Origin of the sequence: Novosphingobium sp. KA1 (assembly GCF_017309955.1) — a bacterium.
Taxonomy (GTDB): Bacteria; Pseudomonadota; Alphaproteobacteria; order Sphingomonadales; family Sphingomonadaceae; genus Novosphingobium.
Genome location: NZ_CP021248.1, coordinates 363,117 through 389,015 on the forward strand (window position 1 = coordinate 363,117; position 25,899 = coordinate 389,015).

A 25,899-nucleotide genomic window follows, 5' to 3' on the forward strand; every position below is an offset into this window, starting at 1 on the left:
CGCGACCGGCGGGATCGCGCGCCCTTCAGGCTCAGTCTTCAGCGAGGCCGGCGTCGATCTGGCCCAGGCCGACATCCGGATTGTTGCCGACAGGGCCCTGCGTTTCCACGCTGGCAGCGCCCAGTTCGATCACGTCGTCATTTCGTTCCATTTTAATTACTCCTCGTTTACTCGCCGCAGGAGTGCGGCAACGAGAAGTTTATGGTCTCTGCCTGAATATATGAAATATATATCGCGAATATATTCCGAATGTTATCTGAGGCTGGAGCTATTTTGAAAAATATGGCTTATTAATCTTGGAATGATCGAAATTCTCGATCGGTGATACTCTTGTATGAGGTTTTTGGTGGATTTTGAGCTCTGCAACAGGGCGGTATTGATGGCTCGGATTTCGTCTAAACTGTTAGCGACGATGTTCGATTCGATCTGGCGGATGTAGGCGAGCCGGTCATTGGCCAATGCGACTTGAGTGACGATCTCGGCGCTGCGCGATCTCGCCGCAATGAATGCGAAGAGGTCGGCGGCGTCGACCGGCTCTACCAGGGGACCGGCCTGCCGGCAGGGTTCCTGGCTCACGCGCAAAGCTGTCCGCACGAGTTCGTCGTTCCACCGGTAAAGATCGCGCAGCCCGATTTCGGTGACGGCCGGGACGTGAAACCCGTCGCTCGCTCGCGTTTCGACGAGACGTTCTCCAGCGAGCCGATGCAGTGCATCGCGGATTGGCGTCGGGCTGCTGTTGAACTCCTGGGCAAGCCGAGCAGGCTCCAGCCGCGCTCCGGGGCTGAGGGAGCCGCATGCCATCTCGCGTTTAAGCCTGTCGTAGACGCGCTCCGCCGTGGTGCCTGCGTTCATGAGGGGAGCCTCCGGCTGGAGGAATGCGCGCCGCCGGGGAAGAGGGGGATTTCGCCCAAATCGAATTGGGCGGTTCTGCGCGGATCGAGCACGACCGACGGACATTCCCCCTCGAAATTTCCGAGGTTGGCGAAGTGCCTGCGATAGCCGACCAGCGCAGCGAGGTCGGGCGAGAAGCCCCGTGCCACGTCAGGCGGGTAAGCGAGCCACTGGTTCTCGGTCGGTTTGAGCCAGCCCAGGCAATATCCGATCTGAATGGACCTGCTAACATGGTCGGAGCGATTGGCGCCGCTGTTGTATAGCGTCGAACCCAGATAAAGCAGGGCATCGCCAGGCTTCAATTCCATGGGGACGCCCGCCGAGGTTATGGCGGGCTCCAGGTCATGGCTGCCATGACTTCCCGGCCATATACGGATCGCACCGGTCTCCGCACTGCTCGGCGTTAGCGGCCACACGACGTTTACGAGATATTCGAACCTGTTGTCCGCGCCGCGCCACATGAGCTCGTCTCGAAACGGAATACCCGGCCGATCGCACGGGTGGCGGGCAATACCTTCGGCCAGATTGAGTTGTAGCGTGTCGGATCCATGGACAAGAATGTCCTCGACGGCTTTCAATACGATGCGATGGCAGATCAGTTGTTCGCTCGCAGGCGCACGCAAGAGCATCCGTCCAATCCGCTGGACCTTGTTAACTCCAAGCTCGCAGCTTTCGAAAGGTGCGGCGGCGAAGTGGGGGGCGAGTTCATGGTCGATTGCCGTGATGGCTCCAGCCGGAACCGCGCCTTGCAGCACGGCGTAGCCGTTGGCTGTCAATTCTGTCGAAATCCGGCCCGCTTCACGGCACAAGGGCTCAGTGAACATGGCGGGCCTCCTTGTGGGCGGTGTTCGCCGGCACAGGGGCGCTGATCCCTGCGCGTTCGAGCAGGGTGGGCGTGTCCTCGTCGATCTCGATGAGCATCGCGCCCAGCGTTTTGCTGTCCACGATTTTGGGCACGCCGAGCGGACGGCATCGCCAGCCGAACGTCAGGATCTGGCGCAGCCAGGGAAGGTCGGCGACCCCGGTGTAGCGCTCGATACCGTTGGCGAGGGCAAAGGCCACGAGCGCATGCACGAGTTCGTTTCTTGCCTCTCGTCTCTCGGCCGCCGGCAAACGGCGCTCGAGACAGAAACGGGTGATCTCCATCGTCGTGGGACCCTGTGGGATCGCCTCGTCACACAGGGCGGGAAACAGGCTATCGAGGATATGCGACTGCGTGGTCGGCAGTAGCCGTGCCGACGCGCGGTGCGCACCGTGCTTGTCGGACAGCACGACATACATGGCCGCCTCATTGTCGAATTGGTCGAGCTCGAACCGGCCGGCAAGGACTGGCAGGTCCCAGCGCAAGAGATCGATGAAGACGCGCTTGCGAGCCTCGAACATGTTTCGAAGGACGGCGTGTTCTCTCAGCCCAGGCGAATGGGCGGGAACGTTGGACAGGCAATGGATCATGGCGAACCTCCTTTGAAAAGGTTCGCAAATCTGCCCTCGGAAATTGGCCCGGCGTTATACCCGGTTCCGGGTATAGGAGCCGAACGGCACCTCGGGGTAACTGATCACTCCGCTCCGACACGCGAGGAAAGCCAGCAATGGTCTGCTCTGCGCTCCCAGCCGTTTCCCGGCGTCGCTGATATGGCGCCGCACGGTCTCTTCGGCGATGCCGAGGATTATCCCGGTCTCCCAATCGGTCTTGCCGGCCATCATCCAAAGCAGACACTCGCGTTGCCGCGCGGTCAGCAGCGGGGAATTGATGCATGCCATCACTTCAGTGAGGCCCACCAGTCGGCGCGCAGCAGCAAAGACTTCGGGCGCGATGAGCCTGGCAAGGATGAGCCCATCTTCATCCAGAGGGTGACCCGGTGCCGTCGCGAAAGTGCACGATCCGAGGAATTCGCCGGGGACATTCGAGGGAACCGTAAATCCGTCGTAGATGCCGTGCCGCCTGGCAAGATCGAGGAAGCGCTCGTCGTAGGTGCTGTATTCGATGAGTTCTGCCGCCTCGCGCCACAGGAAGGGGTTCTGCGTGCGGCCGGACGCTCTGTGCACGAAATCGCGGCCAACGAAACCATTGCGGTCGTAGAAGTCGATCCATGGCTCCGGATAGTTGATCAGCCGGAACGCTTGCGGCAGGCCGGATCCCCAGTCGATATGGTGGCTGACCGCGTAGTAGTCGCAGCCGACATCCTGGGTGATCCTGCAAAGAGCGCAGTCGAGACTGTCCAGGTCCTCGGCTTTCCGGACGAGCTCCTGGTATTTTCGGAATGCTGTAGTGACGCCCATGCGCTGATACGGCTCTTCGCGGCGTCTCAAGCCGCCAGGACGCGTCGAGCCGTCCTTTCCGCTTCGGGGCGAAACCGTCTTGGGCCCTCATTCCCTCGACGATCCGCGGTTCTACGTAGCAGGCAACTTAAGGTTGTGTTGCGGCGCCACGATGTGATTTGCGTCACACCGCTGTCATGTGAGGCACGGGCGGGCAGCCCGGTCTTATGAACGGGCATGGCCGGAACGAGCGGAACTGGCGTGACGCTTCGGTATACCGCGCACTTGCTGAGCTCGATCGTGCGGCGCTCATGTGGGAATGGCTGCGCCGCGATCCCGAATATATCGAGTGGTATGCCTGCGCGACCGCGGCCACGCGTGAGGGAGCCGATGGGGAGGTGACCCGAAAATGGGGACTTCACTTTCGCCGAAAACCCCGCAGTCGGTGCCTGCGGGGCAAAGCTCATCTGGAGCGCAGAGCTGGACCCCGGTACAATCCCGGTCGAGGCGAGGATTGCAATTCCCGACGATCCCGACGCCGTCGATCCGCTCTGGTTCCGTTCCTGGCTCAGCCTGATTGCGGGCCCGGGCGGGAGCGAGCACATTGTTCTGGTAGATGGAAGATGCCGGATACGGCTCGATGTACTTGCTGGAACGCTCCGGAACGGCCCTGTCGTGTTACAGTACAGGCTGGCGGGGGTGCATTCGCTGCGCCCCCGCATCCTCCCGCTCAGGCGGCTGCTGGCTTTGTGCAATCACAGGCGCTTCGTGAGTTCGCTCTTCCCACCGGACCCCCGGATGGAGCGTTTCGCGGACGTATTGCGCGTGCACGATGCGCGCGCCGATGGTGCAAGCGTCAAACAGATAGTGGACGCTTTTTACGGGCCGTGCCGTGCCGGGCAAGACGGCCGATCGGACTCTCTCACGTCGCGGATCCGCCGCCTCGTCCGCGAGGCGCGGGCGATGGCGGCGGGAGGATACCGGTCGCTGATGGACAGGGACATGCGCTGAGCGGTGCTGTCCAGTGGCTGTCTTCTCGCGGCTGGTTGTCAGCCGGCCTTGATGCCGAGCTTGCGTTTGGTCTTGGTCTTGACCTCAGTCGGTGCCTGCTCTTCGGCATTTGCCTCGCTTGTCCTGGGCGCGTCGGCGTTCTTTTTCCGTCCACCTTTGCTGCCGAGGCCAAAGCTATGTGCCATTTGCGAGCGCTTGGCTGCGTAGTCGGGAGCAACCATGGGGTAATCGGAGGCAAGCTTCCAACGCGCCCGGTATTCCTCCGGCGATAGGCCGTGCTGCGTCAAGAGATGCCGCTTCAGCGTCTTCTGTTTGGCCCCGCATTCCAGGCAGGTAATGGTATCGGCCTTTACCGACGACCGGATCGTGACTGCTGGCGTGCGTTCTTCCTCGATCGGCGCGGTAGGTTGGCCGAGTTTGTCGAGCGAACCGTAAACCGCGGCGACGAGCTGCGGCAGCTGATCGGCGGAAATCACATTGTTCGTGACATGCGCAGCGACGATGTCGCTGGTGAGTTCGAGTAGAGCCTCTTTCATCATTTTAATTTGCCACCCGCGTTAAGATATGAACCGCACCGGTGCGGTGGCAACCATCATCCAGATACAAGTGCAAGCTCGAATTGCATTTTCGGGTCATTTTTCAGCGCCTCAGGGGCCGCGCCGTTGATGTATTCAACGTTTGTCATTTTCTTTTTCCGGGCTGACAGCCCCCGCCTTCGCCATGATGACGCGCAATCGGGATTTGGGTGTAATTATCGCTGTGATGGAACCGGACCGGTCAGTCTGGGAACGCGATGTCGGGGACGGCAGTCCCGCTCTGCTCGGTCCAGATCAGTTTGGACAAGTCGAAACCCATGGCGGTAGCTGTCTTGAGCATCCCCTGAACGGTTTCGGGGTTGGGGAGGGGCGTTCGCGACAGGATCCAGAGGTGATGGCGGTCGGGCGTGCCGACGAGCGCCGTCTCGTAATCGGGCGTGATCGCAAGCACCCAGTAATCACCCTTGGTGAAGGGTATCCATCGCAGATACCCGGGCAGGAAGCTGACCTTGAGTTTTGCCTTGCTCGAGTCGACGGCCTGGGCCTGGCCGATGGCCCTGTCGGGTTTTCCATTCTCGTCGAGGAGCCGGTTCTCTACCCGGATCGTGCCATCCTCGTTCAGCGAATAATGGGCCGTGATATCACTTGCCGCGGCATCCTCGTATTTGAGGGGAAGGCGGCAGATTTCGAACCAGGTGCCGAGATATCGGTCGAGGTCGAGTTCAGCGACGGCGCGGACTTCGGTATTTTGCTCGGACATGGAAAACACCTCCCGCTCACCAACCGGTCAATGGGGGGAAGGTTCCAAGCGTGGCTTGGTGCCGAGGCCGGGACGGATGTGATCGGCTGCCATTCAGTAAGGGACGGCGGCGGCTCGGGGGTCGGATGAGCGGCCGCCGTTGCTGGGTTCGGGTCGCACCTTCTAGCCCCCTTCTCCCGGTGTGGGAGAAGGCAACTATGGACGAGCGGTGCCGACGCGCAACCACCAAAAAGGGTACCTGGTCTTTGATTTGTGGGCAGTTCCTGCCGATCGGCGCGAATTGGATGCGGGGGCGGTTTTGGGTGCCGTCGTGAGCCAGGGAAGGTGCATTATTGGGTCGGAGACGAGGCAGGGGTCAATAGACGCAGATCTTCCGATCGCTGCCCTGGACCCAGCAGGCGGGATCGCGCTTGCTGCGCGTGAAAGAGCCTTGCGGAACCATCCTGGCTCCATTGTCGTAATCGACGATGATCTCGCTCGGCGAGACCTTGTCGGCATAATAGGCCATTCCCTCCACATCGATGGCAAAGCTGCCGTCTCCATTGCGCGGGTAGAACGTGCAGACTTGCGGTGCATCGCTGTCCAGTACGCATTTGGCCGGGCGGCCGGCGCTGATCGTACCGCCATCGTAGTCCGGGGCCGGTTTGGCGGGCAGGCCGACACGCAGGGCATTGCCGTGGCTGTCCTTCACCTGCGCCGAGGCGGGCGAAATCGCGAGGCCAAACGAGGCGAGGGCGGCAATATGAATGAGGCGCATGGGACGATTTCTCGCAGGTCTGGAGGTTTTTGGGAGTGGGGGGTAAGTGGGCAGGCGTGCGAGATCCTATGTGGGCACACTGTCGGGTGTCAGATCACCGGCCAGCCAGCGGCTGATTTCCTGGGCGCGCGCCAGCGATGCCTCGAATTGGCTGAATTTTTCCAGCGCGTCCTCGTCGAGGATGGCACCCAGATTGCGGATGACGACGGCCGTTCCCTGCATGTTGACCGTGGCCGCATTGTTGGCGGTCGTGCCGTAATCGACATCGACGCCGATGATGCAGTTGGCGCCCATCGCCACTGCCTTGGTGACCAGGATCGAGCGGGCAGTGGCTTCGCCGCTGTTGACCTTCAGCGCCATGCCCGAGTTCACATTGGTCGCGCCGAACATGTCGGAAAAGCCCTGGCTGAGCTCGCTGAACATGCCCGTCCCGACGGTCACGTTCGCGGTCACCATGGATTTGATCCTGCAATCGGCGCCGGGCGGGATCTGCGAGATCGTCATCATCGGAAAATTGACGACATTCGCTGTCATGTAGTCCTGGCACTTCTGGCGTTCGCCCTTCAGGCTCAGGATTGCCGTCTCGTATTCACCCTTGCCGCACTTCTCGCAGATTTCCGTGTACCGGGTGCCGGAGACAAAGTTCAGGATCTGGGTCTGCTGGTCGCTGTACCGGCGGTTGGGACCCTTGATGATTCCGCCGCTGGTGATTTCCGCGCCGCAATTCCCGCATGTGTCGCTCATGTAACCCCCTGATTTTACCAGAAGTGCTCATGTCGCCTGGGGTGATGGCGCGCAAGGGGACTTGTGCTTCGTTCTTTATTTGTTCTAACCTCGTGTCATGGAGAGACTCGACCCACAGCAGCTATCGGAGGCTATCCTCACCGCGCCGGCCTGGGCGCGGGTCGGGATCACCATGCGCGATGAGCGCATGCGGCTTAAAGCCGCGGCGGAACTGGCACAGTCGATCGTCGAGCGTCTTTCCGACTATCCTGCCATTCCGGATCCCGATCAGCTCAAGCTGTTCCCTTGATGAATGATGGGGCTGGGCGTGCGTGCGGTCGTGGGCCTGACGCATGACTGGCTTTTAGCCGGGCACCCGGTGCCTGGGCTGTGCGGAAAGTACCGAGAGCGCAAGGTCTGCCTGGGCGATCTGGGTCAGCAGCGACCACGACAATACGGGTGGCTCCAGCAGAAACTGCACATCGCGGTAAAGCTGCCTGGTCGATGCCATCGAAAGGCGGCGGAATTTGCCGGGCGCATGCGGTGCGGCGACGATCCTTGCTCTTGCGATGAGTTCCATCAGATAGTCACGAACGCGCGGTTCGATCCCGGCCATGGCGACGGCCCCCGCAATTGCCTCGATTGTTTTGCACTGGCGATCCAGTGCCTCGCGCCTGTTAATCATGAGGTCCCCGCCTGTCCTGGGGGATTTATAGAAGGGAGGCGGCCAGGACTGACCGACTATAAGGGCGATCAGACTCTTGGATGAGACACTGGCTATTGGTTGCCGGCTTGGGTTTGGTGGATATGCCGACGTCTGGGGCGGTTTGGGCCTTTGATGGGTGGAAACTGCCAATGTGGGGCTGTTTTGTCCGTGCGATTGGGCTGCTGCGTGCAGATGGCGGCGTCCTAATCGTTGTGGGCGATCATGATCGGCCGCCAGTCGCCCGCCTCTTCATAAGCCTCGCCGGCCCATCCTTCCGTGAGAAAGCCGTCGCTGAAATGGGGCAGATCGTGATCGGCGCGTTCGTCGACCTCGTGAAGCGCCACCGTGCCTCCGAAAATGAAGCCGCCCGCCGGCAGAGGCTTGAACTCGCAGGCGCCCGGGTCGCAGGCTTCATCCACCAGGAGTGGCAATTCGTAGAGCGAACATGCGAAGATGCCGACCGAAACCTTGTTGTGCTTCACGCGAACCATCCATGTTCCGTTAGCCAATCGCCTGCTCCATCTGCATCCGGTTATCTCGGCGTGAATGTCAGATGCCTCCATGGAAGGCGATTGCAAAGTTGCAGCCTGGCCATGTGGCGCGGGTTCCGAAGCAAGCGAACCGTAATGGCTAAGCAATCGGTAACGATGGGCGGCTTACAGCATCGCTTCGTTTCCCGTGACCTGCCCCCCGCTGAGTGGCCCAGAGACTATGATAGTCTGGACCACGAAAGGGACGATGAATGCCGAGCAAGAAGCACAAGCCGGAAGAGATTATCGGCAAGCTGCGTGAAGTTGAGATTGTGCTGGCGCAGGGAGCGAGCACGGCTGAAGCCTGCCGCCGGATCGCGGTCAGCGAGCAAACCTATTATCGCTGGCGGAAGGAATATGGCGGCCTGAAGACGGACCAGGCGCGGCGTATGAAGGATCTGGAGAAAGAGAACCAGCGTCTTCGCCGGGCGATTTCGGACCTGACGCTGGACAAGCTGATCCTGCAGGAGGCTGCCAAGGGAAACTTCTGAGCCCTGCGCGGCGGCGGCGCTGCATCGATCATGTACGACGAGAGCTTCCGGTGTCCGAGCGACGGATATGCCGGGTGCTGGGTCAGCATCGATCGACACAACGCAAGGTGCCGCGCGGGGCGGATGACGAACAGGCGCTGACAGAGGATATCATCGCTTTGGCGAAGCAATATGGCCGTTATGGCTATCGCCGGGTGACGGCATTGCTGTGCCATGCGGGATGGACGGTGAACCATAAACGGGTTGAGCGGATCTGGCGGCGTGAGGGGCTGAAGGTTCCGCTGCGTCAGCCAAAGCGGGGACGCCTGTGGCTCAATGACGGTTCATGCATCCGCCTGCGGCCCGAATATCCGGGACATGTCTGGGCCTACGATTTCGTCGAGGGGCGGACGCATGATGGCCGCAAGTTCCGCATCCTCACGATCATCGACGAGGCCAGCAGGGAATGCCTGGCGCTCATCGTTGCACGGCAGCTCAAGCATGAGGATGTTCTGGCGGCCCTGGCCGACCTGTTCATCTCGCGCGGTCCGCCTGCACATATACGGTCCGATAATGGCAGCGAATTTATCGCGACCGCCGTCCAGAAATGGCTGGGCCAGATCGGCGTGAAGACACTCTACATCACACCGGGATCACCATGGGAGAATGGCTATAACGAAAGCTTCAACGGGTCGCTTCGCGACGAACTGCTCAACGGCGAGATCTTCTACAGCCTCGCGGAGGCCAAGGTACTGATCGAGGCATGGCGGCGGCATTACAACACCGTTCGCCCTCACAGCAGCCTGGGCTACCGACCGCCGGCACCAGAAACGGCGACACCGCCATATCCGGCCTCCGGTTCCGCTTCGCTCCACCTCCGTCCGGATATGGCGGTGATGAGCTTAATGCACTAACAAACCAATCGGTCCACTCGGTGGGGGCAGATCAAGGGCGCGAAGGCGTCACTTCCTACAACGTGAGTGGCCTGCTCAGCGCAAAACTGAATCAGGTCAACCGCATCGATCTGGAAGGCGCCTGGAGCCGGCAGGGCAATAGTTTTGTTGGCGGCCAGCCCAGCGGCGTAGTCAATCCTGATGGCACGTCCGTCATCGACCAGCTTGCCCAGTCGAACGCGGAAACCAGCAGGCTGACCCGGACTACCGTGTCTCTCACTCACAAGGGTGATTACGCGTTCGGTACGGCAAACAGCTACGTACAATGGGAGCACACGCTCAATCGGCGTCTGACCGAAAGCAATAGCGGCGGCGGTGAAGCAATTTTCAACAGCGCGACGGCGTACAGTGATACGACCCTCGACAACGTGTCGGCGAAGTCGGAATGGAGCATTCCGTTCAATTTCGTGCTCGCTCAAAACATGACGCTTGGTGCTGATTTTCGCGGCGAGCACCTTGAGGCTCCGATCAGCCTGACGGCGGGTACGACGCAGAAGGACAGCGCTTATCTGTTCGGCCTCTACGCCGAGGACAATATCTCGGTGACGGACAGTCTGACGCTGACGCCTGGGCTCCGCTTCGATCACCACAACAAGTTTGGCGGCAATCTCAGCCCCAGCCTTAATGGCTTCCTTGCGGTCACGTCGACCGTGACCATCAAGGCCGGCATTGCTCGCGCTTTCAAGGCGCCGAACCTCTACCAGCTCAGTCCCGATTACTTCTACTCGAGCCGGGGCAACGGCTGCCCCGCCTGGTACTCGGGCCAGTGCTACATCAAGGGAAATCCGGATCTGAAGCCGGAAATCTCCATCAACAAGGAAATCGGCGTCGCTTACGCCGACAAGAAGGGGATCGCTGCGAGCGTCACGTACTACCACAACGCCTACAAGAACAAGATCACGACGGGAGAAGAGTTGAGCACGACCCTTTCGGGGATCAACTACTTCAACTGGGAGAACAGTGGTCCGGCGACGATCTCGGGCATCGAAGGCAATTTCACGATCCCGTTCGGGAAGCTGGTCAGTTGGAACACCAACTTCACCAAGGTGCTCAAGTCTGAACGCGAGACCTACGGTCAATTGGCCGACGGAACCACCGGCGCGCTCAAGACGGCCGTCTCGCTCGTTCCCAAGTACACGATCAACAATACGCTGCGCATTTCTCCGACCGACAACTTCGGCATCAATCTGCGGTCAACCCACTACGGCCGCATCGATCCGGCGGACGTGAATGTTAAGGGTGTCGAAATTCCCAAGGCGAACCAGATTCCCCGCAAGCCGTACATGCTGGTGAACTTCGGTGTCGACTACAAGACCGGCGGTATCAAGCTTGCTGCCGGTATCGACAACGTTCTCAAGAAGAAGATCAATGCCACGTATAACACCACCGGGACGGCGACCGCCGGGACGGTGGCTGCAACGGCCAAGACGTTCAATGAGCCGGGTCGTACGTTCTGGCTTTCGCTGACCAACTCGTTCTAATCTGTTTCCTGGGTGGCAAGATATCGTCTTTTGCTACCCAGGATATCTTCGGTCTTGCCCTAGGCATTAACGGACGAACCCGTCAGATTGTTGAGGTCCATTGCATTATGCTGAGCGCTCGCGGGCGCGGGGTGGGCCTTATGGCGGCCTCGCATTTCCCGCGGATTGACCTCGCGCACTGCCGCCACCATCCCGGCGCGCGCACATGATTCCTCATCTACCCCCGCGGAGAGAGGCCTTCGAACAGGAGATCGACCCTGTCGAGGACATGCTCACGAATTTCGCTGTCTGACGACAGCCTGGCAATTCCGAACAACTTGCGCGCAACCGCGCTGATGATGATCTCATCCATGACCATCGTCGACACGAGTTCCGGCGCGGACGCGGCGATCAAGCCGCTGTGCGACCAGCGCTCCACGTTCCGAGCAATGACCTCTTGAATCGGCGTCATGGCGAGTGACGGGAAAATATGCCTGAGATCCGGAAAGCTTCCGCCCTCTGCGATTGCCGTGCGTCCGATGAACATCGGTTCGTCTGAGAGCAGCCATCCCAGCACCCTTGCACAATACTCCGCTAGCCACTCTCGAGGTGTGGTGACCGCGATGTGTTCAAAATCGACTGTCTGTTCCCAGCGCCGTGCAATGCGCTCAATCACGGCGGCAAAAAGCTCGCGCTTGCTGGGGAAATGGCGAAAAACCGTCGCTTTTGAACCGCCAAAATCCTTCAACATCCGGTCGATGTTCGCGCGTTCGAACCCAGAGGCCATGAATTCGACCTGAGCTGCGTCAAGGATTCGCGGGACGACAACGTCTGCCTTGCGAGAACGCACTTCCTTCTGACCTGCTTGCATGTTATCCGAACTCATGAGTTTCGTTAATCGGCTGCCCAATGAGGTTTGCCGTATGGGAGAGCGAGATGTTCGACAAGTACCTCATCGATACACATGGGTTTCGCACATACCGGGAAGGCGGCGTTGCCCGCGGCTTTGAATTCGGCATGCGCATCGCCTATTACCGCGGGGTCGCGCTCACGATCATCGCAGGACTGAAGATCCGCATCGATGGCGATGATGTGGACGGCGCATCGATTCGCCTGGTCGTTGCCGGGCGGGTATTCACGCTCGAAGAGGCCGCCCGTGAAGAAGATGTCCGCTGGGAGTTCGACACGGCCATTATCGTGCGTGTTCTGCGCGAGGGTGGTCTGCCGGCCGGGGCGCACGACATCGCCGTCGAGCAGCGGATCAAGCCTGCATACATGCCGCCTGCCGTGAACTTTGTCGGTAATGCTGCGAAACGCATTACGCTGGTGGACTCAGCGGACGGCGGCAGCGGGCAGATCATGCTCGGGGTAAGTCTCTACAGCTATCAGGAAGAGTTCTACACGCGCTCGCTTTCCCTGGAGGATTGCCTGGGCGAGGTCGCATCGATCGGAGCGCAAGGCGTCCAGCTGATCGGCGAGCAGATGATGCGGGGCTACCCCGCGCTCAGCACGAACTGGGTCGAGGCATGGCACAAGGGAGTTGAACGCTTCGGCCTGACGCCGACGGTTCTCGATACCTTTGTCGATGTCGATTGCGGCGGACACCGCCGATTGTCGCTTGAGGAAGGCGTGGCGAAGCTCGTCGAACAGATGCAGCTCGCCAAGTTGCTCGGTTTTCCTTTCATCCGGCCGACGACAGGTCCGGTCGAAGATGCCGCTCCCGAGCTCATTGAAAGGGCGCTCGAGCACGCCGAGCGACTGGGCGTCGCCATCGCGCCCGAGATTCATGCTCCGATCGAGCTTACCGGCAAATATATCGAATCCTATCTGGACCTCATATCGCGGACGGGCACTACGAAGCTCGGGTTCACGCTCGATCTCGGCATCTTCTGCCGCGAAATTCCACTCGCAGCGCGTGAACAAGCCCTCCGGCACGGGGCTCAGGCGGATCTTGTTGCCTATATTCACGGCGCGTTCCGCAATGGGGTGCCGCAGGGCGAGGTTGTCGAAACCGTCCGATCGCGAGGAGGCAGCGACGCTGCCGTTCGTCTCGCCATGCACTACAAGGCCTTCGGACCCGCCAGCAACCGCGTCGAGGATTTGGCTCGCATCGTCCCTCATATCTGCAACGTTCACGGCAAGTTTTACGTCATGACCCCCGATGCGGACGAACCGACCATCCCCTATCGCGAGGTTATCGCGGCACTGGCCTCGGGTGGGTATCGAGGTTCGATCGATAGCGAGTACGAAGGTCAGCGCCTCACTCAGGATGCTTTCCAGACCGACAGCTGCGAACAGGTACGCCGCCATCATCTCATGGTGCGCCGGATGATCGCAGAAGCCGGCGCCGCCGCCGAAATCGCTACCGAACAAAGCGTAGCGGGCTGAGGAGGGTTAGCGATGCTGATGGAGAAAGCGCCCGTATTCGACGGGGATATTTTCGACGACCTTATGCTGGTCGACACCGTGCCGCTCTACCGCCGGTTGCAGGAACTCGGGCCGGTCGTCTGGCTGGACAAGCACAATGTCTACGCGGTCACAAGGTATGATGAGTGCCGCAAGGTTCTGCGCTCCCCGGAGGTCTTCATCTCCGGGCAAGGGGTGGGGCTTAACGATGGATGCAACGCCCTGACCCAAGGCAGCGTCCTTGGCAGCGACAAGCCGCTCCATCCAAAGCTCAAACAGGTTCTGCTCAAGCGTTTTGCACCCAATACACTCAAGCCGCTCGAAGCAAAGATGCGCGGGCAGGCGGGAGATCTCATCAAAAGCGTCATGGACATAGGCGCATTCGATGCGGTGCCGAGCCTGACGCAGGCCTATCCGCTCTCGATCGTCTGCGACATCATCGGCATTCCACATGAAGACAGGGACAAGCTGCTGACCTGGGCGGCAGCGACTTTCGACTTCTTCGGACCGGAAAACGAACGCTGCCAGGTTGCCGGACCGATCAGCAAGCAGGCTTTCGGCTACGCCTTTAGACCGGACCTTCCGCAGCGCCTGTTGAAAGACAGCGCCGGCGCGGAGATATTCGCGGCCGTGGAGCGTGGGGATCTTACGCCGCAGCAGGGGCCGATCCTGATGATGGCCTATCTCTCTGCAGCGCTCGACACCACCATCACTTCGCTCCAGCACGCACTGAAGCTGTTCGCCGAAAATCCTGCCCAGTGGGATCTGCTCAAGCACGATCCTTCGCTGATTGGCGGCGCCTACGAGGAAATACTGCGCCTTTGTTCACCGGTCCGGGGCTTTGCCCGGGTCGCGGCACGAGACACTGAACTCGGTGGGATCGAACTGTCCGCGGGACAAAGAGTGTTCGTACTCTATGCCGCAGCCAATCGCGATCCGTGCCGCTGGGAGAGTCCCGATAGGTTCGACATCACGCGCGATTCCTCGGGCCATTTCGCTTTCGGGCACGGCGTGCACCTTTGTGCAGGCGCAGCCCTTGCGAGGTTGGAAGTTACGACCTTCCTGCGCGAACTGGCCGCTCGCGTCGATCGTATCGAGCTCCTCGGTTTCGAAGCGGAGCCCAACAACCTGATCCAGGGACTCCGGCATTTGGAACTTGCGTTCTCGAGCAAGTAGCAGCGTTAGATCCGGCTTGGCTAAATGCGTCGAGCCGGAAAGGAAAAACAACGCAGCGGCAAGGGGTTAGTTCGCCCTTTGTCGCTGCGTTTGGTATATGGAGGGACCGCAAGGAAGTGAAGCGATACGTGAAGCTCGCCTCATGGATCCATGTACTTTCGACCCGCATGGTAGCCCGCGTCATTTCTGTAAGTGATGACGGTAATATAGCCCGCGATGTTGGATCGGGCCGGGCAGCGGATTAGCAGATTATCAGAACGGGAGGCCGGAAGAGCAAAAAGCGCTCCCGTGGCCAACTCAATAATTCGGGTTCGATAGCGAACCACGAGGGGAGAGATACTGAAAATGCAACGTCGTATTGGTTCGGCTTGGATCGCTCTGTGCGCGGCACAGATTTGGGCATGTGGTCCGGCTTTCGCGCAGGATGCAACTCCGCCGGCGAACGAGCCCGATCAGGGATCGTCTGCTCCCGGCGAAATCATCGTCATGGCGCAGCGCCGCGCCGAGAACATCCAGAACGTTCCACTCAGTGTGACCGCAGTCAGCGCCGATACGCTCAAAGCACGCGGCGTCAACGACCTCGCCCAGCTCGCAGTAGCCGCGCCGAGCCTTCAGGTCGGCAAGGACGCAAACTACTCCGTCCGCGGTATCGGTACGCTCGCCTTTTCGACGACGCTCGACACCAGCGTTGCAACAGCCATTGACGACGTAAACCTGGGCAAGCCGCTTCTGAGCGTCGTGCCGTTCTACGACGTCGCGCAGGTCGAAGTCCTGAACGGTCCGCAAGGCCTCCTCTTCGGCAAGAACGCTTCGGCCGGCCTGCTTAACATCACGACGGTTCGCCCCAAGATCGGCGAATTCGGAGCCAGCTTCGACGCTGAGGGAACCTCGCGCGAGCGTCCGGGCAGCAACGCTCAGGGCCTGATTGCCCGTGCAAACATCAATATCCCGGTCACGAGCAATTCGGCGCTGCGCCTGAACGCGCTCTACAATTACCAGCAGCCGGTCACCCGCTTCGTCGGCCCGCGGGCTCCGGGTACCGATCTCGATCTTCGCCAATATGCCTTCCGGGCCAAGTACCTCTGGGAGCCGACCTCGTCGACCTCGATCTATCTGATCGGCGACTATGCGCGCTCGACCGGTGTCGCCGGGCAGTTCGACTACACCTATCGCAGCCTGGCCGAAGGAAGTGTCAACACCGACCCGCTGGCGTCGGTCGGCATCACGGCCGGCACACACAACTTCTATGTCGCAGGAAATGCGCCCTACTTCCGGAATCTCAGCAGCGGCGGCGTGCAGGGCACGATCAGCCATACCTTCGACAACGACATCACGATCAGCAACATCGCGGCCTGGAAGTTCTACAAGCTGAACCAGCAGCTCGACGGTGACAATACGCCGGTAAACGGCGTCGACATCAACCGCAACCGCACGAACTTCAACCAGTATTCCGATGAGCTTCGCCTCACGCTGCCCACGCAGAACAGGCTTACGGGTCAGCTCGGTCTCTTCTATTATCAGTCGAAGACCAAGACCGATGCCCAGATCGCCGGCAACAACTACTTCCCCGATTTCCTCCTGCCGACTTATCCGTTCTGCGTCGGTGCAACGGTTACCGCCGGCGGGCCGCCCAACTGTGCGGTGAGCAATGACGCCTTCCTCGGGCTCGACAAGAATTATGTGCTCGATTCAAAGAGCTATGCCGCATTCGGTCAGCTCTCCTATGAGATCGTTGATGGCCTGAAGCTCATCGCTGGCGGCCGCGTCACGCATGATGAGATCTCGATCGATCTCGACCAGAACGTCAATCCCTACTTTGTTGTCCTCGGCGTTCCGGCCCATTACGACCAGTCGTACAGCAACACGAACTTCAGCTGGAAGGTTGGCCCACAGTTCCAGGCGACGCGGGACATCATGCTCTATGCTAACTACGGTCAGGGCTACAAGGGACCCGGCTTCAACGACAACGGCGCGACGGCCGATGCGGATCTCACGGTGCTGCCGGAAACCACCAACAGCTTCGAGGCCGGCGTCAAGTCGCAGTTCTTCGACCGCCGCCTTACTTTCAACCTTTCGGTCTTCCACACGAAGTTCAAGAACTACCAGGCCCAGTCGTTCGATAACGACCTGCGCTCCTTCGTTATCGAGAACGCAGCCAGCCTGACCAGCAAGGGCGTCGAGGTGACGGTCAATGCTTCGCCGTTCGAGGGCTTCTCGATCGGCGGCTCGATGACCTTCCTCGATACCAAGTTCGACGATTTCGCCGGCGCGGAATGCTATCCGGGCCAAGCCGATGCCAGCTGCGCTGTCGACGGTACCTTCAATGCGGGCGGGCTGCGCGCTCCTCTGGCGCCCAAGTTCACCGCCTCTGCCCAGGCTTCCTACGAGCACAAGCTCAACGACAGCCTCTCGCTGGTCCTCGATGCCAACCTCTACCACCGTTCTTCGGTCTACTTCCTCAGCAATCATGCTCCGGGCTCCTACGGCCAGGGCATCGACATTCTGGGCGGAAGCGTGGGCATCAAGGGCGATCACTGGCGGGCATCGATCTTCTGCAAGAACTGCACGAACAAGGTCTATCCGGTCAGCGTCAGCCTTGAAGCGACTGACCAGCACAACGCTCTTGCGACCTACACGCAGCTGTTCAGCTTCGACTCCGTCCGCACGATCGGCCTGAGGTTCGGTTACGACTTCTGACGCGAATCCACCTGAATTCTAGGTGTGTTGGGGGCGACAGGTGTATCGAGTTCTGCTCGGTCACCTGTCGTTTCGTCGTACTGGTAAGAGTGTATCGAGGCTGGAGCAGGAGACGAAATATAACGAGTGCTGTGTCTCGACGTTAGCTGGCAATAGACGGAAGCCCCAGCATCTGACGCGCGCAATCGACGAAAACCTCGCGCAGTTCGGGCGGTAACGGCTCCAGCACGCGGCGGCGGACTTCGAGCAGTTCGGGCACCATGTCTTCCAGCATTGCAAGGCCGGCCGGCGTCAGGTGGATGCGGTAGAGGCGCGCATCGCGTTCGTCGCGGCGGCGTTCGATGAGGCTCTGTTCCTGCAGGCGGGCCAGCATTCCCGCCATCGTGTTGCGATCCCATCCGGTGACTTCGGACAGGCGCTGCTGGCTGGCTTCCGGGTTGTCGCGGATGGCCCAGAGAACGACGAACTGCTGGCGCGTCACCGTAATCTTCTCGGCGAGCACTTCGTGGAAGATGTCATGGGCGCGCTGGGTGCAACGGCGCAGCAGATGGCCGGGGGACTGCCAGTAGTCGAAATCGCTGAGGACGGGTGGGCTCACGGTCTCGGTGGATACCGCGCGTGCCGCTTCCTCGTCGCCCGAAGTGCAGAACTGCCAGATCCGGCCGACCGCGCGTTCGTCAGGTTCCTCCACATCGGCGGGGGCGATTTGCGTGCCAGGCAGGGCAAGGCGCGCAGCCTCTTCCCATTGCCACAGCCGTGCGAGAGCGGCGTCTATACTGCGTCCGGCCGCAAGCACACCGTGCTTGCCGAGGAGCGCGAGCATGCCCGCGTCCAAATGCTCCAGCACCGCGGCGGGCTCATCGAGCGACGGGGAGGGCGCGGCGGGCGTACTGGCATGGGGCGGCATGGCGCGCAGGATCGCGCCAGTTTCGGGCCGGGCAAGATAGATCGCGCGGTGCAGTTCCGCGTGGACCGGGGCCTCTGCGGGGATCGGCCCGGCGAACGGCACGGCCACCAGCTGCGTGCGCGTGGTTAGCAGGCCCAGCGGCATGTCTGGGGTCATCAGGAAAGTGCCGGCATCCAGCCGCGCGCTGCATTCGCCTTCGGCGCGGACCATGCCGTGCCGTGCCAGTGCGCGGGCGGCGATCCGCAGGCGGCGGGCCAGCCCTTCAGTTCCCGAAGGGGCATCGATCGGTAGTCCTGCATCGATGTCGGCCATCGGCAGACTGGCCACGTGTTCCGCCATCGTCATCCTGCTTCCCCAACTTTTCCGCTGCGCATCCATTGCCCTGCGGTGGCTGCCAGCGCAATCGCCGCGCAGGCCGTGATGTAATAGGCGGGCATCATGCGGTCATCGAACATGCGTGTCGTCCAGGCCAGCGTGAAAGGCGCGAGGCCGCCGAACAGCAATACGCCCAGATTGTAGCAGAGCGAGATGCCCGTCGAACGCATCCGCATCGGGTAGAGCGCCGCCAGCAGCCCCGGCGTCGGCCCCCAGACAAGACTGATCGCCAGCGTACCGATGGCCTGCGCGGCCAGCAGACGCTCCAGTTCTGGCCGGGCAATGACCCAGGCGAGCAGGGGCCATGCCAGCAGGCCGAAGGCCATGGCGCCTGCCACGAACAGCCGCCAGGGCCCCCAGCGGTCCGCCAGCATTCCGGTGAGCAGCGTCAGCAGGACCAGCAGCAGCCCGCACAGAGCACTGCCCGTCATCGCGGCCGAGACGTTCAGTCCGAGTTGCCCGGTCACGAAAACCGGCAGGTAGACGAACCAGACGTACTGGGAGGTCGTGCCGATAACCACGATGCCCAGCCCCGCCACAACCCGGCGTCGGTGCAGGGTGATGAGTTCCGAAAGCGGCTGGGCGCCAGTCATCCCTTGCGGAGCGGGCGGGCGGAACGCAGGCGATTCGCTTACCGAACGGCGCAGATAGAAACCCACCGGGCCGACCAGCGCGCCGAGCAGGAAGGGCACGCGCCAGCCCCAGCGCGCCATGTCCTCCGGCGCCAGTGATGACGAGAGCGCGGCCACGGTCCCGGCGGCCATCGCCATGGCCAGAGACTGCGTGCACATCTGCAAGCTGCCATAGCGCATGCGCTGGCGAGGCGGCGCCCATTCGGTGAGCATGGCGGTGGCCGTCGCGAATTCCGCGCCGACCGATAGGCCCTGCACCAGCCGAGCGCCGATCAGCAGCATGGGCGCGGCGATGCCGATGGCGGCATAGGGTGGGATCAGTCCGATCATCAACGTAGATCCGGCCATGAGCGCCAGCATCAGTGTCAATGCCGGTTTCCGGCCGAAGCGGTCCGCGTAGATCGCGAAAAGCAGGCCGCCCGCCGGGCGCACCACGAAGGACACCGCGAAACCGGCACTGGCCATCAGGATCGCAAGCCCGGCATCGCTGGACGGAAACAGCACCGGCGCGACCATCCCGGCAAGCAGACCGTAGATGAGGAAGTCGTACCATTCGAATCCATTGCCCAGCACGGAGGCGATCACCGCGCGCCGTCTTGCCCGGACGATCTGGTGCGAATCCGCCTGCATCATCGGCCGAAGCGGCCGCTCTGCCCGATTCCATGCATCTCGATTTCACCCCGATTCCGCGACCTTTGTGCGGCGTGGGCATATCAAATCGAGGCGGGAATAAAAACATACTTGACGTATACGTCCTAAATCCATCACAGTCTATGCATAACACAATGCAGGAGGAGCCAGACATCACGGTCAAGGGGCTCCGTTCATGAGGGTTAATCGCTTTATCCGCCTTGCGGCGGGCACGTCTTTCATCGCTTGCGTCATGGCGCAGGCTTCCGTCCGGGCACAGGATGCCGATGGCGGGCCGGAGGCTTCCGGGGTGAACGAGATCATCGTCACCGGCACCAATATCCGGGGCACCGAACCGATCGGCAATGCGGTGCTCTCGATCGGGTCGGACGACCTGTCGCGCAGCGGCCGCGCGACGGTCGGCGATTTCCTGCGCGAATTGCCCTCCAACTTCGCGGGCGGCGTGGGCATGAGCGACAATACGCAGGGCGGGCAGGATGCCAGCGTTGCGGGTTCCAACCTTACCGGCGGACAGGGCGTCAACTTGCGCGGCCTCGGCTCGCTTTCCACGCTGGTGCTGGTGAACGGGCGCCGCGTCGCGGCTGCCGGGCAGTACGGCGATTTCGTCGATATCTCGACAATCCCGACAGCCGCGATTGCCCGCATGGAAGTGCTTCAGGATGGGGCCTCGGCGGTCTATGGTTCGGACGCGGTCGGCGGCGTGGTGAACATCATCCTCAAGGACCGGGACGAGGGGCTGCGCACGTCGGCACGGCTGGGCACGACCACCGAGGGCGGCGGCGCGGAAGCGATGCTGAGCGCCAGCTACGGCACCAGCTGGGCGACCGGGCACATGTTCGCCGCCTATGAATTCCAGACGCGCGAACGTGTCCGCGCGGATCAGCGCAGCATCTACAACGGCGGCGATTTCAGCGACCGGGGCGGCATCAACTGGCCAAAGTACACCGCGCGCGCCGGAACGGCGGCGAACATTTTTAGCGGCACGGCATCGGCCACCGGCAACGTCATCGCCTCGGTTCCGGGCGGTGACGGCACGGGTCTGACTTCCGGCGATCTGGTTTCGGTGAGTGACGGCGTCGGCAATACCTACAACCCGTGGGACAATATCGACATCCTGCCCAAGACGCGCCGCCACAGCTTCTACCTCAGCGCAGGCCAGGAACTGGGCGATGCGCTCGAACTGTTCGGGGACGTGCGCTACACCTACCGTTCGGCGAACTACAATCAGGGCTACGCCACGCTTTACGGCACGGTCCCGTCGACCAGCCCTTACTACATCGCCGGATCGACCAACAATTTCGGCGTCCGGATCGACGATCAGGGGCTGGTCCGCGATTCCGCGGTCAAGAGCTTCGCCGGTCGCCTTGGCCTCAAGGCGGACCTTGGCGGCGGCTGGAACGCGGAAGTGCAGGGCTCCTACAGCCGCGAAGTGCAGACCCGCTACGCCACGACCCTGCGCGATACCAATATCTACGACCGTGTCGCCAGCGGATCGACCACCGCGCAGGCCCCGGCCTCGACCATCTGCGCGCTTTCGGGGCTCACCAGCAGCAATATCTCGTCGGTGGCGGGCGGCGGCACGGCCGCGCAGCAATACTGCGCTGGGCAGAATTACGAGACCTTCAACCCCTATTCCACGCAGGCGCTGTCGCAGACGGTGCTGAACGAACTGATCGGTTACGAAAGCCTGCGCTATGTCTCATGGCTGGCCCAGGCGAGCGCCAAGATCGACGGCACCCTGTTCAGCCTCCCGGCAGGCGACGTGAAGGTCGCGTTTGGCGCCGACTATCGCAAGGAGCACATCGGCGGCAGCCTCGATTTCAACTACCGCAGCATCGATCCGGTCAGCGTCACGTACGGCACGACCGAGCGCGAGGTGAGCGCGCTTTACGGCGAAATCGCGGTGCCGCTGGTGTCCGATGCCAATGCCATGCCCTTGCTGCGCACGCTGAGCCTCTCGGGCGCGGTGCGGTACGAACATGGCAAGGGGCTGGGCGGGTTCGATACCGTCAATCCCAAGTTCGGTGCCGACTGGTCGCCGGTGCGTGGGCTCAAGCTGCGGGGTAGCTGGGGCACCTCGTTCCACGCGCCGCCGATGCGTTATGCCTATGACGGCGTGCAGCCGACACAGGGCGGCAACGGCGCCTTCGTCAACGCCGGCCTCTACACCGCGCCGTGCGACACCACGCTGGTCCGCCTCAACGGCGTGACGGGCACGCCCGGCGGGACAGGCAACTGCACGTTCACCGCGATCGTCGTTTCGGGAGGCGCGGGACCGACGCTCAAGCCCGAAAAGGCCACGACCTGGACGCTCGGCGCCGATTTCAAGCCGGAATTCCTGCCGGGGCTGAAGCTGAGCGCCAGCTACTTCAACATCAAGATCGACGACCGCATCGTGCGCATCCAGGCGGGTACGCTGGGCGGCATCCTGTCGAGCTACTTCGCCACCGGCAGTTCGCCTTACGCCTCCGTGCTCGACTTCAATCCCTCGCTGGCGACGGTCGAAGCGCTGATGGCGGACCCGCGCTATATCGGCCAGAGCGGCATCGGCCCGACGCAGAGCGCGTCCGACGTGGCGGCAATCATCTACGCCACGCAGACCAACCTTTCGCAGCTCAAGATGGACGGGTTCGACCTGACGGCGAACTACAAGGTCGATACCGCAAAGGCGGGCACGTTCGGCCTGTTCTTCAGCGGCACCCGGTTGCTCAGCTACAAGATCCAGGCCTCGCCCGGCGCGGCTTTCGTGGACCAGCTCGGCAAGTACAGCGCGGTGGGCAACCCGGTGAAGTTCCGCTCGCGTCAGGGCGTGACCTGGGACATCGGCCGCTTCTCGCTGATGGGCACGATGAACTACGTGAGCTCCTACGAATGCGAATCCGGCTGCTACGTGCCCAATCCGACGACCGGCGCGCCGATGCTCAACACCTCGCCGATCCCGATCAAGTCCTGGACCACGTTCGACTTTCAGGCCGCCGTCGGTCTGAAAGGGCTGAACCCGCTGCTGAAGGATGCTGCCTTGAGTTTCTCCGTCGTCAATCTCACCAACAAGCGTCCGCCGTTCATCGATGCCGGCACCGCGACCAACGATCCGATCCCCGACCCCTACGATGCCGCCAACGCGACCGTCATTGGCCGCACCGTGGCGGTCACTTTCACGACGCTGTTCTGATGCGCGCGCCAGCCCTATTCGCAGCCTGTCTGCTCGCTGTCGTGGCAGCGCCCGGTCTTGCGGCTCCGGGTTCCGCCAACATCGGGCCGCAGGGCCCTGCCGTCACGGTGCCGGGTTCGACGCAATGGGACATGACCTCGGCCGACGGCCAGCGCCATTACCGGGTCATGATGGCGGTGCCGCCGGGGCCTGCTCCGGCGGAGGGTTGGCCGGTCATCTATGTGCTGGACGGCAACGCCTTCTTCGCAACGACCGTGGAAGCGGTGCGACTGGAGGCGTTCCTTGCGCGCTATCAGCCCGCCGTGGTGGTGGGTATCGGCTACGACACCGACCAGCCGATCGACATCGTCTCGCGCAATTTCGACTATACCCCGCCGACCGGCCCGGCGCCCGAGTACGATGAGAGTAATCCGCAGCGGCTGGCAGGTGGCGCGGAAAGCTTCGTTGCCTTTATCGAGCAGCAATTGAAGCCCGCCGTTGCGGCCCGCGCGGCGATCGATCCGCGCCGTCAGGCGCTGTTCGGCCATTCCTACGGCGGTCTTTTTGCCGCCTACGTCTATCTGCGCCATCCCGGCCTTTTCGACCATGTCGCGGCGGCCAGCGCCTCGCTGTGGTATCGCCATTTCCACTTGCCCGCGCTGGCTGCGGCCGGTCCGCCCGCAGGCGGCCACAAGGGCTCGCTCCTGCTGATGGCGGGCGAGAACGAGCAGGTGCCGAGCGCCGAGGAAGTGGCCATGCTCGGCCCGGATCGCATCAAGGCGCTGGCCGCGCTCAAGCAGGTCGACAATGCCCGCGCATTGGCCGCGACGTTGAAAGCGCAGGGCGCCGATGCCCGCTTCCACATGTTCGAGGGCGAGACTCACGCCTCCGTGGTTCCCGCCGCGATCAGCCGCGCCGTCCGTTTCGTTCTGCGGCCGCCCGAGGGCGCGCCGGTTCCTCCCGCTTCCGCTTCCGCTTCCAAGGAAAAGTGATCGTGATCCTGAAAATTCTCGCCCCTGCCGTCCTCGGCCTCGCCGCATCGGGCATGGCCGTACCCGTGCTGGCCGATGCGCCCGCCGCTGCCACGCAGACCGCCCCGGTCGACGTTCCGCCCGTGCCCAGCGGCAAGGACTATGCCGCGATGACGCCCGAGCAGCGTTACGAACTGCGCCTGCGCATCCGCACTCTGCCGGACGATGTGCGCAAGCCCTGGCTGGCGAAGCTCAAGGCCAATGTCGACTCCCTGCCGGACGACATTCACAACGCCCTTCATGACGAGCGCAACGCGATGGACGCGAAGCACGGGACGAAGCCGGTCGAATGAAAAAGCTTCTTGTCCCCATCAGCCTTGCATTCGCACCGGTTATCGCGGCAGCTCCGGCGGTTGCCCATACCGCGGCCCCGGCGCCTGTCGCAAAGCCGGTCGAGGTGCTGGAACTGAAAGGACCGCAAGGGCGGACCTATCGGATCAGCATCGCGATCCCCGACGGCCCCGCACCCGCTGCGGGCTATCCGGTGATCTATGTGATGGACGCCAATGCCCTGTTTCCCACCGTGCGCGATACCGCCCGGATGCAGAGCTTTCGGCCGAGCTGGACCGGCATCGAACCGGCGGTCGTGGTCGGCGTGGGCTATCCCACCGAAGCGCTGTTCGATGGGCCCGCGCGCACCTTCGACCTGACGACACCGCTGCCCGCGGGATCGCCGCCGGGGCCGAAAACGGGCGGGGCCGATGCCTTCCTCGATTTCATCCAGACCGCGGTGAAGCCGCTCGTCGCGGGCAAGGTCGCGGTGGATGCGAAGCAGCAGACGCTGCTGGGCCATTCGCTGGGGGGGCTCTTCGTGCTGCATACGCTGTTTTCGCGCCCCGATGCCTTCACCAGCTATGTGGCGATCAGCCCCTCTGTCTGGTGGGGCGGCGGCAGTCTTTTCACCGAGGCTCAGGCTTTCAGGGACAAGCCGCTGGCCGGGCATCCGCGCCTGCTGATGACCATCGGCGAGTACGAACAGGCGCTCAGTCCCGCAGCGCTGGCGGCTTCCGGCGCGGCGGAGCAGAAAGCCGCGCTCGACAAGTTCGCGATGGTCGACGGCGTGGGCCGGATGGCCGCGCTGCTGGAGGGCAAGCAAGGCCTGACAATGCGCCACAAGGTACTTGCCGGAGAGGACCACGGTTCCGGCGCGGCGGTGGGCGCCAGTCTGGGCGTGCGGTTCGCGCTGCTGCCCGATAGCCAGTTCGAGCCTGCGCGATGAGCCCGGAACGCTATTCGCGCACCGCGATGGCGCTGCACTGGACCGGCGCGGTGCTGGTCGCGGCGAACCTTGCGGCGGGATACTGGATGGAAGGCCGCCCACGCGGGCCGCAGAAAATGGAGGCGTTCCAGCTTCATATGTCGCTGGGCGTGATGATCCTTGTGCTCAGTCTGGCGCGCCTCGGCTGGCGGCTGGTCACACCGCCTCCGCCGCTGCCGCCGGGGCTCGGTACCGGGCAGCGGGCGCTGGTCGGGGCTACACACCTTGGCTTCTATGCGCTGCTGATCGCGCTTCCGGTTTCGGGCTGGGTCATCGCATCCGCTTCGCCGCTCGACTTGCCCAAGCACTGGTTCGGCCTGTTTCCCTGGCCCGACCTGCCGCTGGAAACCTCGCGTCCCACCGCGCGGGCCGCCGCCGGAGCCCACGGCCTGCTGGTCAAGGCTCTCTGGGCCCTTCTGGCGCTGCATCTGGCCGGCGCCGTGCGGCACCTTGTCGCCCGTGACGGTCTGGCGGCGCGCATGATCCCCTTCCTCTCTCGACAGGCTCGCTGATCCTAATGGAATTTCCCGTATCTCTGCGCCGGATTCCGGCGGCGATT

The 25,899-nt window shown here is 62.3% G+C and carries 26 protein-coding genes and 1 pseudogene; 13 read left to right on the top strand and 14 right to left on the bottom strand.

Going from position 1 to position 25,899, the window contains the following annotated elements; translation table 11 throughout:
• Nucleotides 1–31: 31 nt before the first annotated feature.
• The 5 genes from CA833_RS19395 to CA833_RS19415 all read right to left on the bottom strand — a co-directional run bounded on the left by CA833_RS19395 (nt 32) and on the right by CA833_RS19415 (nt 3,171).
• The gene (locus CA833_RS19395; protein ID WP_207080827.1) at nt 32–151 is read right to left on the bottom strand and encodes a benenodin family lasso peptide; all 120 of its coding nucleotides are present in this window, start codon (nt 149–151) and stop codon (nt 32–34) included.
• A 101-nt stretch (nt 152–252) separates the two neighbouring features.
• Complete coding sequence (locus CA833_RS19400; RefSeq protein ID WP_207080828.1) at nt 253–852, bottom strand: GntR family transcriptional regulator; 600 nt, start codon at nt 850–852, stop codon at nt 253–255.
• Nucleotides 849–1,715 carry a phytanoyl-CoA dioxygenase family protein gene (locus CA833_RS19405; RefSeq protein WP_207080829.1) on the bottom strand — a complete coding sequence of 289 codons (867 nt, stop codon included), beginning with the start codon at nt 1,713–1,715 and terminating at the stop codon, nt 849–851. The genes CA833_RS19400 and CA833_RS19405 overlap by 4 nt, the downstream gene beginning before the upstream one ends.
• Nucleotides 1,705–2,343, bottom strand: coding sequence for an acyl-homoserine-lactone synthase (locus CA833_RS19410; RefSeq protein WP_207080830.1), 639 nt, complete (start codon nt 2,341–2,343; stop codon nt 1,705–1,707). Before CA833_RS19410 ends, CA833_RS19405 begins: the two co-directional genes overlap by 11 nt.
• A 54-nt stretch (nt 2,344–2,397) precedes the next feature.
• Nucleotides 2,398–3,171, bottom strand: a complete 774-nt coding sequence (locus CA833_RS19415) for a LuxR family transcriptional regulator (protein ID WP_207080831.1) — start codon at nt 3,169–3,171, stop codon at nt 2,398–2,400.
• Nucleotides 3,172–3,377: 206 nt separating this feature from the next.
• Between CA833_RS19415 and CA833_RS27305 the strand changes: the two are divergent.
• Together CA833_RS27305 and CA833_RS27310 are read left to right on the top strand one after the other, a co-directional pair.
• Nucleotides 3,378–3,575, top strand: a pseudogene (locus CA833_RS27305) (transcriptional regulator domain-containing protein); the annotation flags it as partial.
• Nucleotides 3,576–3,849: 274 nt separating this feature from the next.
• A complete protein-coding gene (locus tag CA833_RS27310) occupies nt 3,850–4,161 on the top strand; it encodes a DNA -binding domain-containing protein (RefSeq protein WP_207080832.1) in 312 nt (103 codons plus the stop codon).
• 38 nt (nt 4,162–4,199) lie between these two features.
• Here the strand turns inward: CA833_RS27310 and CA833_RS19425 are convergent, their stop codons facing one another.
• The 4 genes from CA833_RS19425 to CA833_RS19440 all read right to left on the bottom strand — a co-directional run bounded on the left by CA833_RS19425 (nt 4,200) and on the right by CA833_RS19440 (nt 6,958).
• Nucleotides 4,200–4,700, bottom strand: coding sequence for a MucR family transcriptional regulator (locus CA833_RS19425; protein WP_207080833.1), 501 nt, complete (start codon nt 4,698–4,700; stop codon nt 4,200–4,202).
• Nucleotides 4,701–4,938: 238 nt separating this feature from the next.
• A complete protein-coding gene (locus CA833_RS19430) occupies nt 4,939–5,457 on the bottom strand; it encodes a lipocalin family protein (RefSeq protein WP_207080834.1) in 519 nt (172 codons plus the stop codon).
• A 355-nt stretch (nt 5,458–5,812) separates the two neighbouring features.
• Nucleotides 5,813–6,214: a hypothetical protein gene (locus tag CA833_RS19435; protein ID WP_207080835.1), complete on the bottom strand. Its 402-nt coding sequence runs from the start codon at nt 6,212–6,214 to the stop codon at nt 5,813–5,815.
• 66 nt (nt 6,215–6,280) lie between these two features.
• Nucleotides 6,281–6,958, bottom strand: a complete 678-nt coding sequence (locus CA833_RS19440) for a heavy metal-binding domain-containing protein (protein WP_207080836.1) — start codon at nt 6,956–6,958, stop codon at nt 6,281–6,283.
• Between the two features lie 97 nt (nt 6,959–7,055).
• Here CA833_RS19440 and CA833_RS19445 point away from each other — a divergent pair, with 97 nt between their 5' ends.
• Entirely contained in the window at nt 7,056–7,247 is a 192-nt protein-coding gene (locus CA833_RS19445; RefSeq protein ID WP_207080837.1) for a DUF6771 family protein, read from the top strand.
• Between the two features lie 54 nt (nt 7,248–7,301).
• On the opposite strand, the gene CA833_RS19450 is transcribed toward CA833_RS19445, so the two are convergent.
• Together CA833_RS19450 and CA833_RS19455 are read right to left on the bottom strand one after the other, a co-directional pair.
• The gene (locus tag CA833_RS19450) at nt 7,302–7,553 is read right to left on the bottom strand and encodes a hypothetical protein (protein WP_207080838.1); all 252 of its coding nucleotides are present in this window, start codon (nt 7,551–7,553) and stop codon (nt 7,302–7,304) included.
• A gap of 293 nt (nt 7,554–7,846) precedes the next feature.
• Entirely contained in the window at nt 7,847–8,206 is a 360-nt protein-coding gene (locus CA833_RS19455; protein ID WP_207080839.1) for a hypothetical protein, read from the bottom strand.
• A gap of 179 nt (nt 8,207–8,385) precedes the next feature.
• Between CA833_RS19455 and CA833_RS19460 the strand changes: the two genes are divergently transcribed.
• Together CA833_RS19460 and CA833_RS19465 are read left to right on the top strand one after the other, a co-directional pair.
• A protein-coding gene (locus CA833_RS19460; RefSeq protein ID WP_207079409.1) for an IS3 family transposase occupies nt 8,386–9,557 on the top strand; the annotation gives its coding sequence in 2 pieces (ribosomal slippage) (nt 8,386–8,650 and nt 8,650–9,557; 1,173 coding nt in all).
• A gap of 62 nt (nt 9,558–9,619) precedes the next feature.
• Entirely contained in the window at nt 9,620–11,077 is a 1,458-nt protein-coding gene (locus CA833_RS19465) for a TonB-dependent receptor domain-containing protein (RefSeq protein ID WP_207080840.1), read from the top strand.
• Between the two features lie 217 nt (nt 11,078–11,294).
• On the opposite strand, the gene CA833_RS19470 is transcribed toward CA833_RS19465, so the two are convergent.
• The gene (locus CA833_RS19470) at nt 11,295–11,942 is read right to left on the bottom strand and encodes a TetR/AcrR family transcriptional regulator (RefSeq protein ID WP_207080841.1); all 648 of its coding nucleotides are present in this window, start codon (nt 11,940–11,942) and stop codon (nt 11,295–11,297) included.
• Nucleotides 11,943–11,992: 50 nt separating this feature from the next.
• Here CA833_RS19470 and CA833_RS19475 point away from each other — a divergent pair, with 50 nt between their 5' ends.
• The 3 genes from CA833_RS19475 to CA833_RS19485 all read left to right on the top strand — a co-directional run bounded on the left by CA833_RS19475 (nt 11,993) and on the right by CA833_RS19485 (nt 17,335).
• The gene (locus CA833_RS19475) at nt 11,993–13,444 is read left to right on the top strand and encodes a DUF6379 domain-containing protein (protein ID WP_207080842.1); all 1,452 of its coding nucleotides are present in this window, start codon (nt 11,993–11,995) and stop codon (nt 13,442–13,444) included.
• Nucleotides 13,445–13,456: 12 nt separating this feature from the next.
• Nucleotides 13,457–14,638, top strand: coding sequence for a cytochrome P450 (locus CA833_RS19480; RefSeq protein ID WP_207080843.1), 1,182 nt, complete (start codon nt 13,457–13,459; stop codon nt 14,636–14,638).
• 486 nt (nt 14,639–15,124) lie between these two features.
• On the top strand, nt 15,125–17,335 hold the full coding sequence (locus CA833_RS19485) for a TonB-dependent receptor (RefSeq protein ID WP_242526543.1): 2,211 nt from the start codon (nt 15,125–15,127) through the stop codon (nt 17,333–17,335).
• Between the two features lie 142 nt (nt 17,336–17,477).
• Here CA833_RS19485 and CA833_RS19490 read toward each other — a convergent pair whose 3' ends face one another.
• Both CA833_RS19490 and CA833_RS19495 read right to left on the bottom strand, forming a co-directional pair.
• Nucleotides 17,478–18,587 (bottom strand): class II aldolase/adducin family protein, encoded by a 1,110-nt coding sequence (locus CA833_RS19490; RefSeq protein ID WP_207080845.1) that lies wholly within the window; start codon nt 18,585–18,587, stop codon nt 17,478–17,480.
• Nucleotides 18,584–19,882, bottom strand: a complete 1,299-nt coding sequence (locus CA833_RS19495) for an MFS transporter (protein ID WP_207080846.1) — start codon at nt 19,880–19,882, stop codon at nt 18,584–18,586. The genes CA833_RS19490 and CA833_RS19495 overlap by 4 nt, the downstream gene beginning before the upstream one ends.
• Before the next feature lie 193 nt (nt 19,883–20,075).
• Between CA833_RS19495 and CA833_RS19500 the strand changes: the two genes are divergently transcribed.
• From CA833_RS19500 to CA833_RS19520, 5 genes are read left to right on the top strand one after another with little or no spacing between them, the layout of a single operon-like run.
• Complete coding sequence (locus CA833_RS19500) at nt 20,076–23,072, top strand: TonB-dependent siderophore receptor (protein WP_207080847.1); 2,997 nt, start codon at nt 20,076–20,078, stop codon at nt 23,070–23,072.
• Between the two features lie 41 nt (nt 23,073–23,113).
• On the top strand, nt 23,114–24,043 hold the full coding sequence (locus CA833_RS19505; protein ID WP_207080848.1) for an alpha/beta hydrolase: 930 nt from the start codon (nt 23,114–23,116) through the stop codon (nt 24,041–24,043).
• Between the two features lie 2 nt (nt 24,044–24,045).
• The gene (locus tag CA833_RS19510) at nt 24,046–24,375 is read left to right on the top strand and encodes a hypothetical protein (RefSeq protein ID WP_207080849.1); all 330 of its coding nucleotides are present in this window, start codon (nt 24,046–24,048) and stop codon (nt 24,373–24,375) included.
• Nucleotides 24,372–25,301, top strand: a complete 930-nt coding sequence (locus CA833_RS19515; protein ID WP_207080850.1) for an alpha/beta hydrolase — start codon at nt 24,372–24,374, stop codon at nt 25,299–25,301. The genes CA833_RS19510 and CA833_RS19515 overlap by 4 nt, the downstream gene beginning before the upstream one ends.
• Complete coding sequence (locus CA833_RS19520; protein ID WP_207080851.1) at nt 25,298–25,852, top strand: cytochrome b; 555 nt, start codon at nt 25,298–25,300, stop codon at nt 25,850–25,852. Before CA833_RS19515 ends, CA833_RS19520 begins: the two co-directional genes overlap by 4 nt.
• The last annotated feature ends 47 nt before the right edge of the window (nt 25,853–25,899 follow it).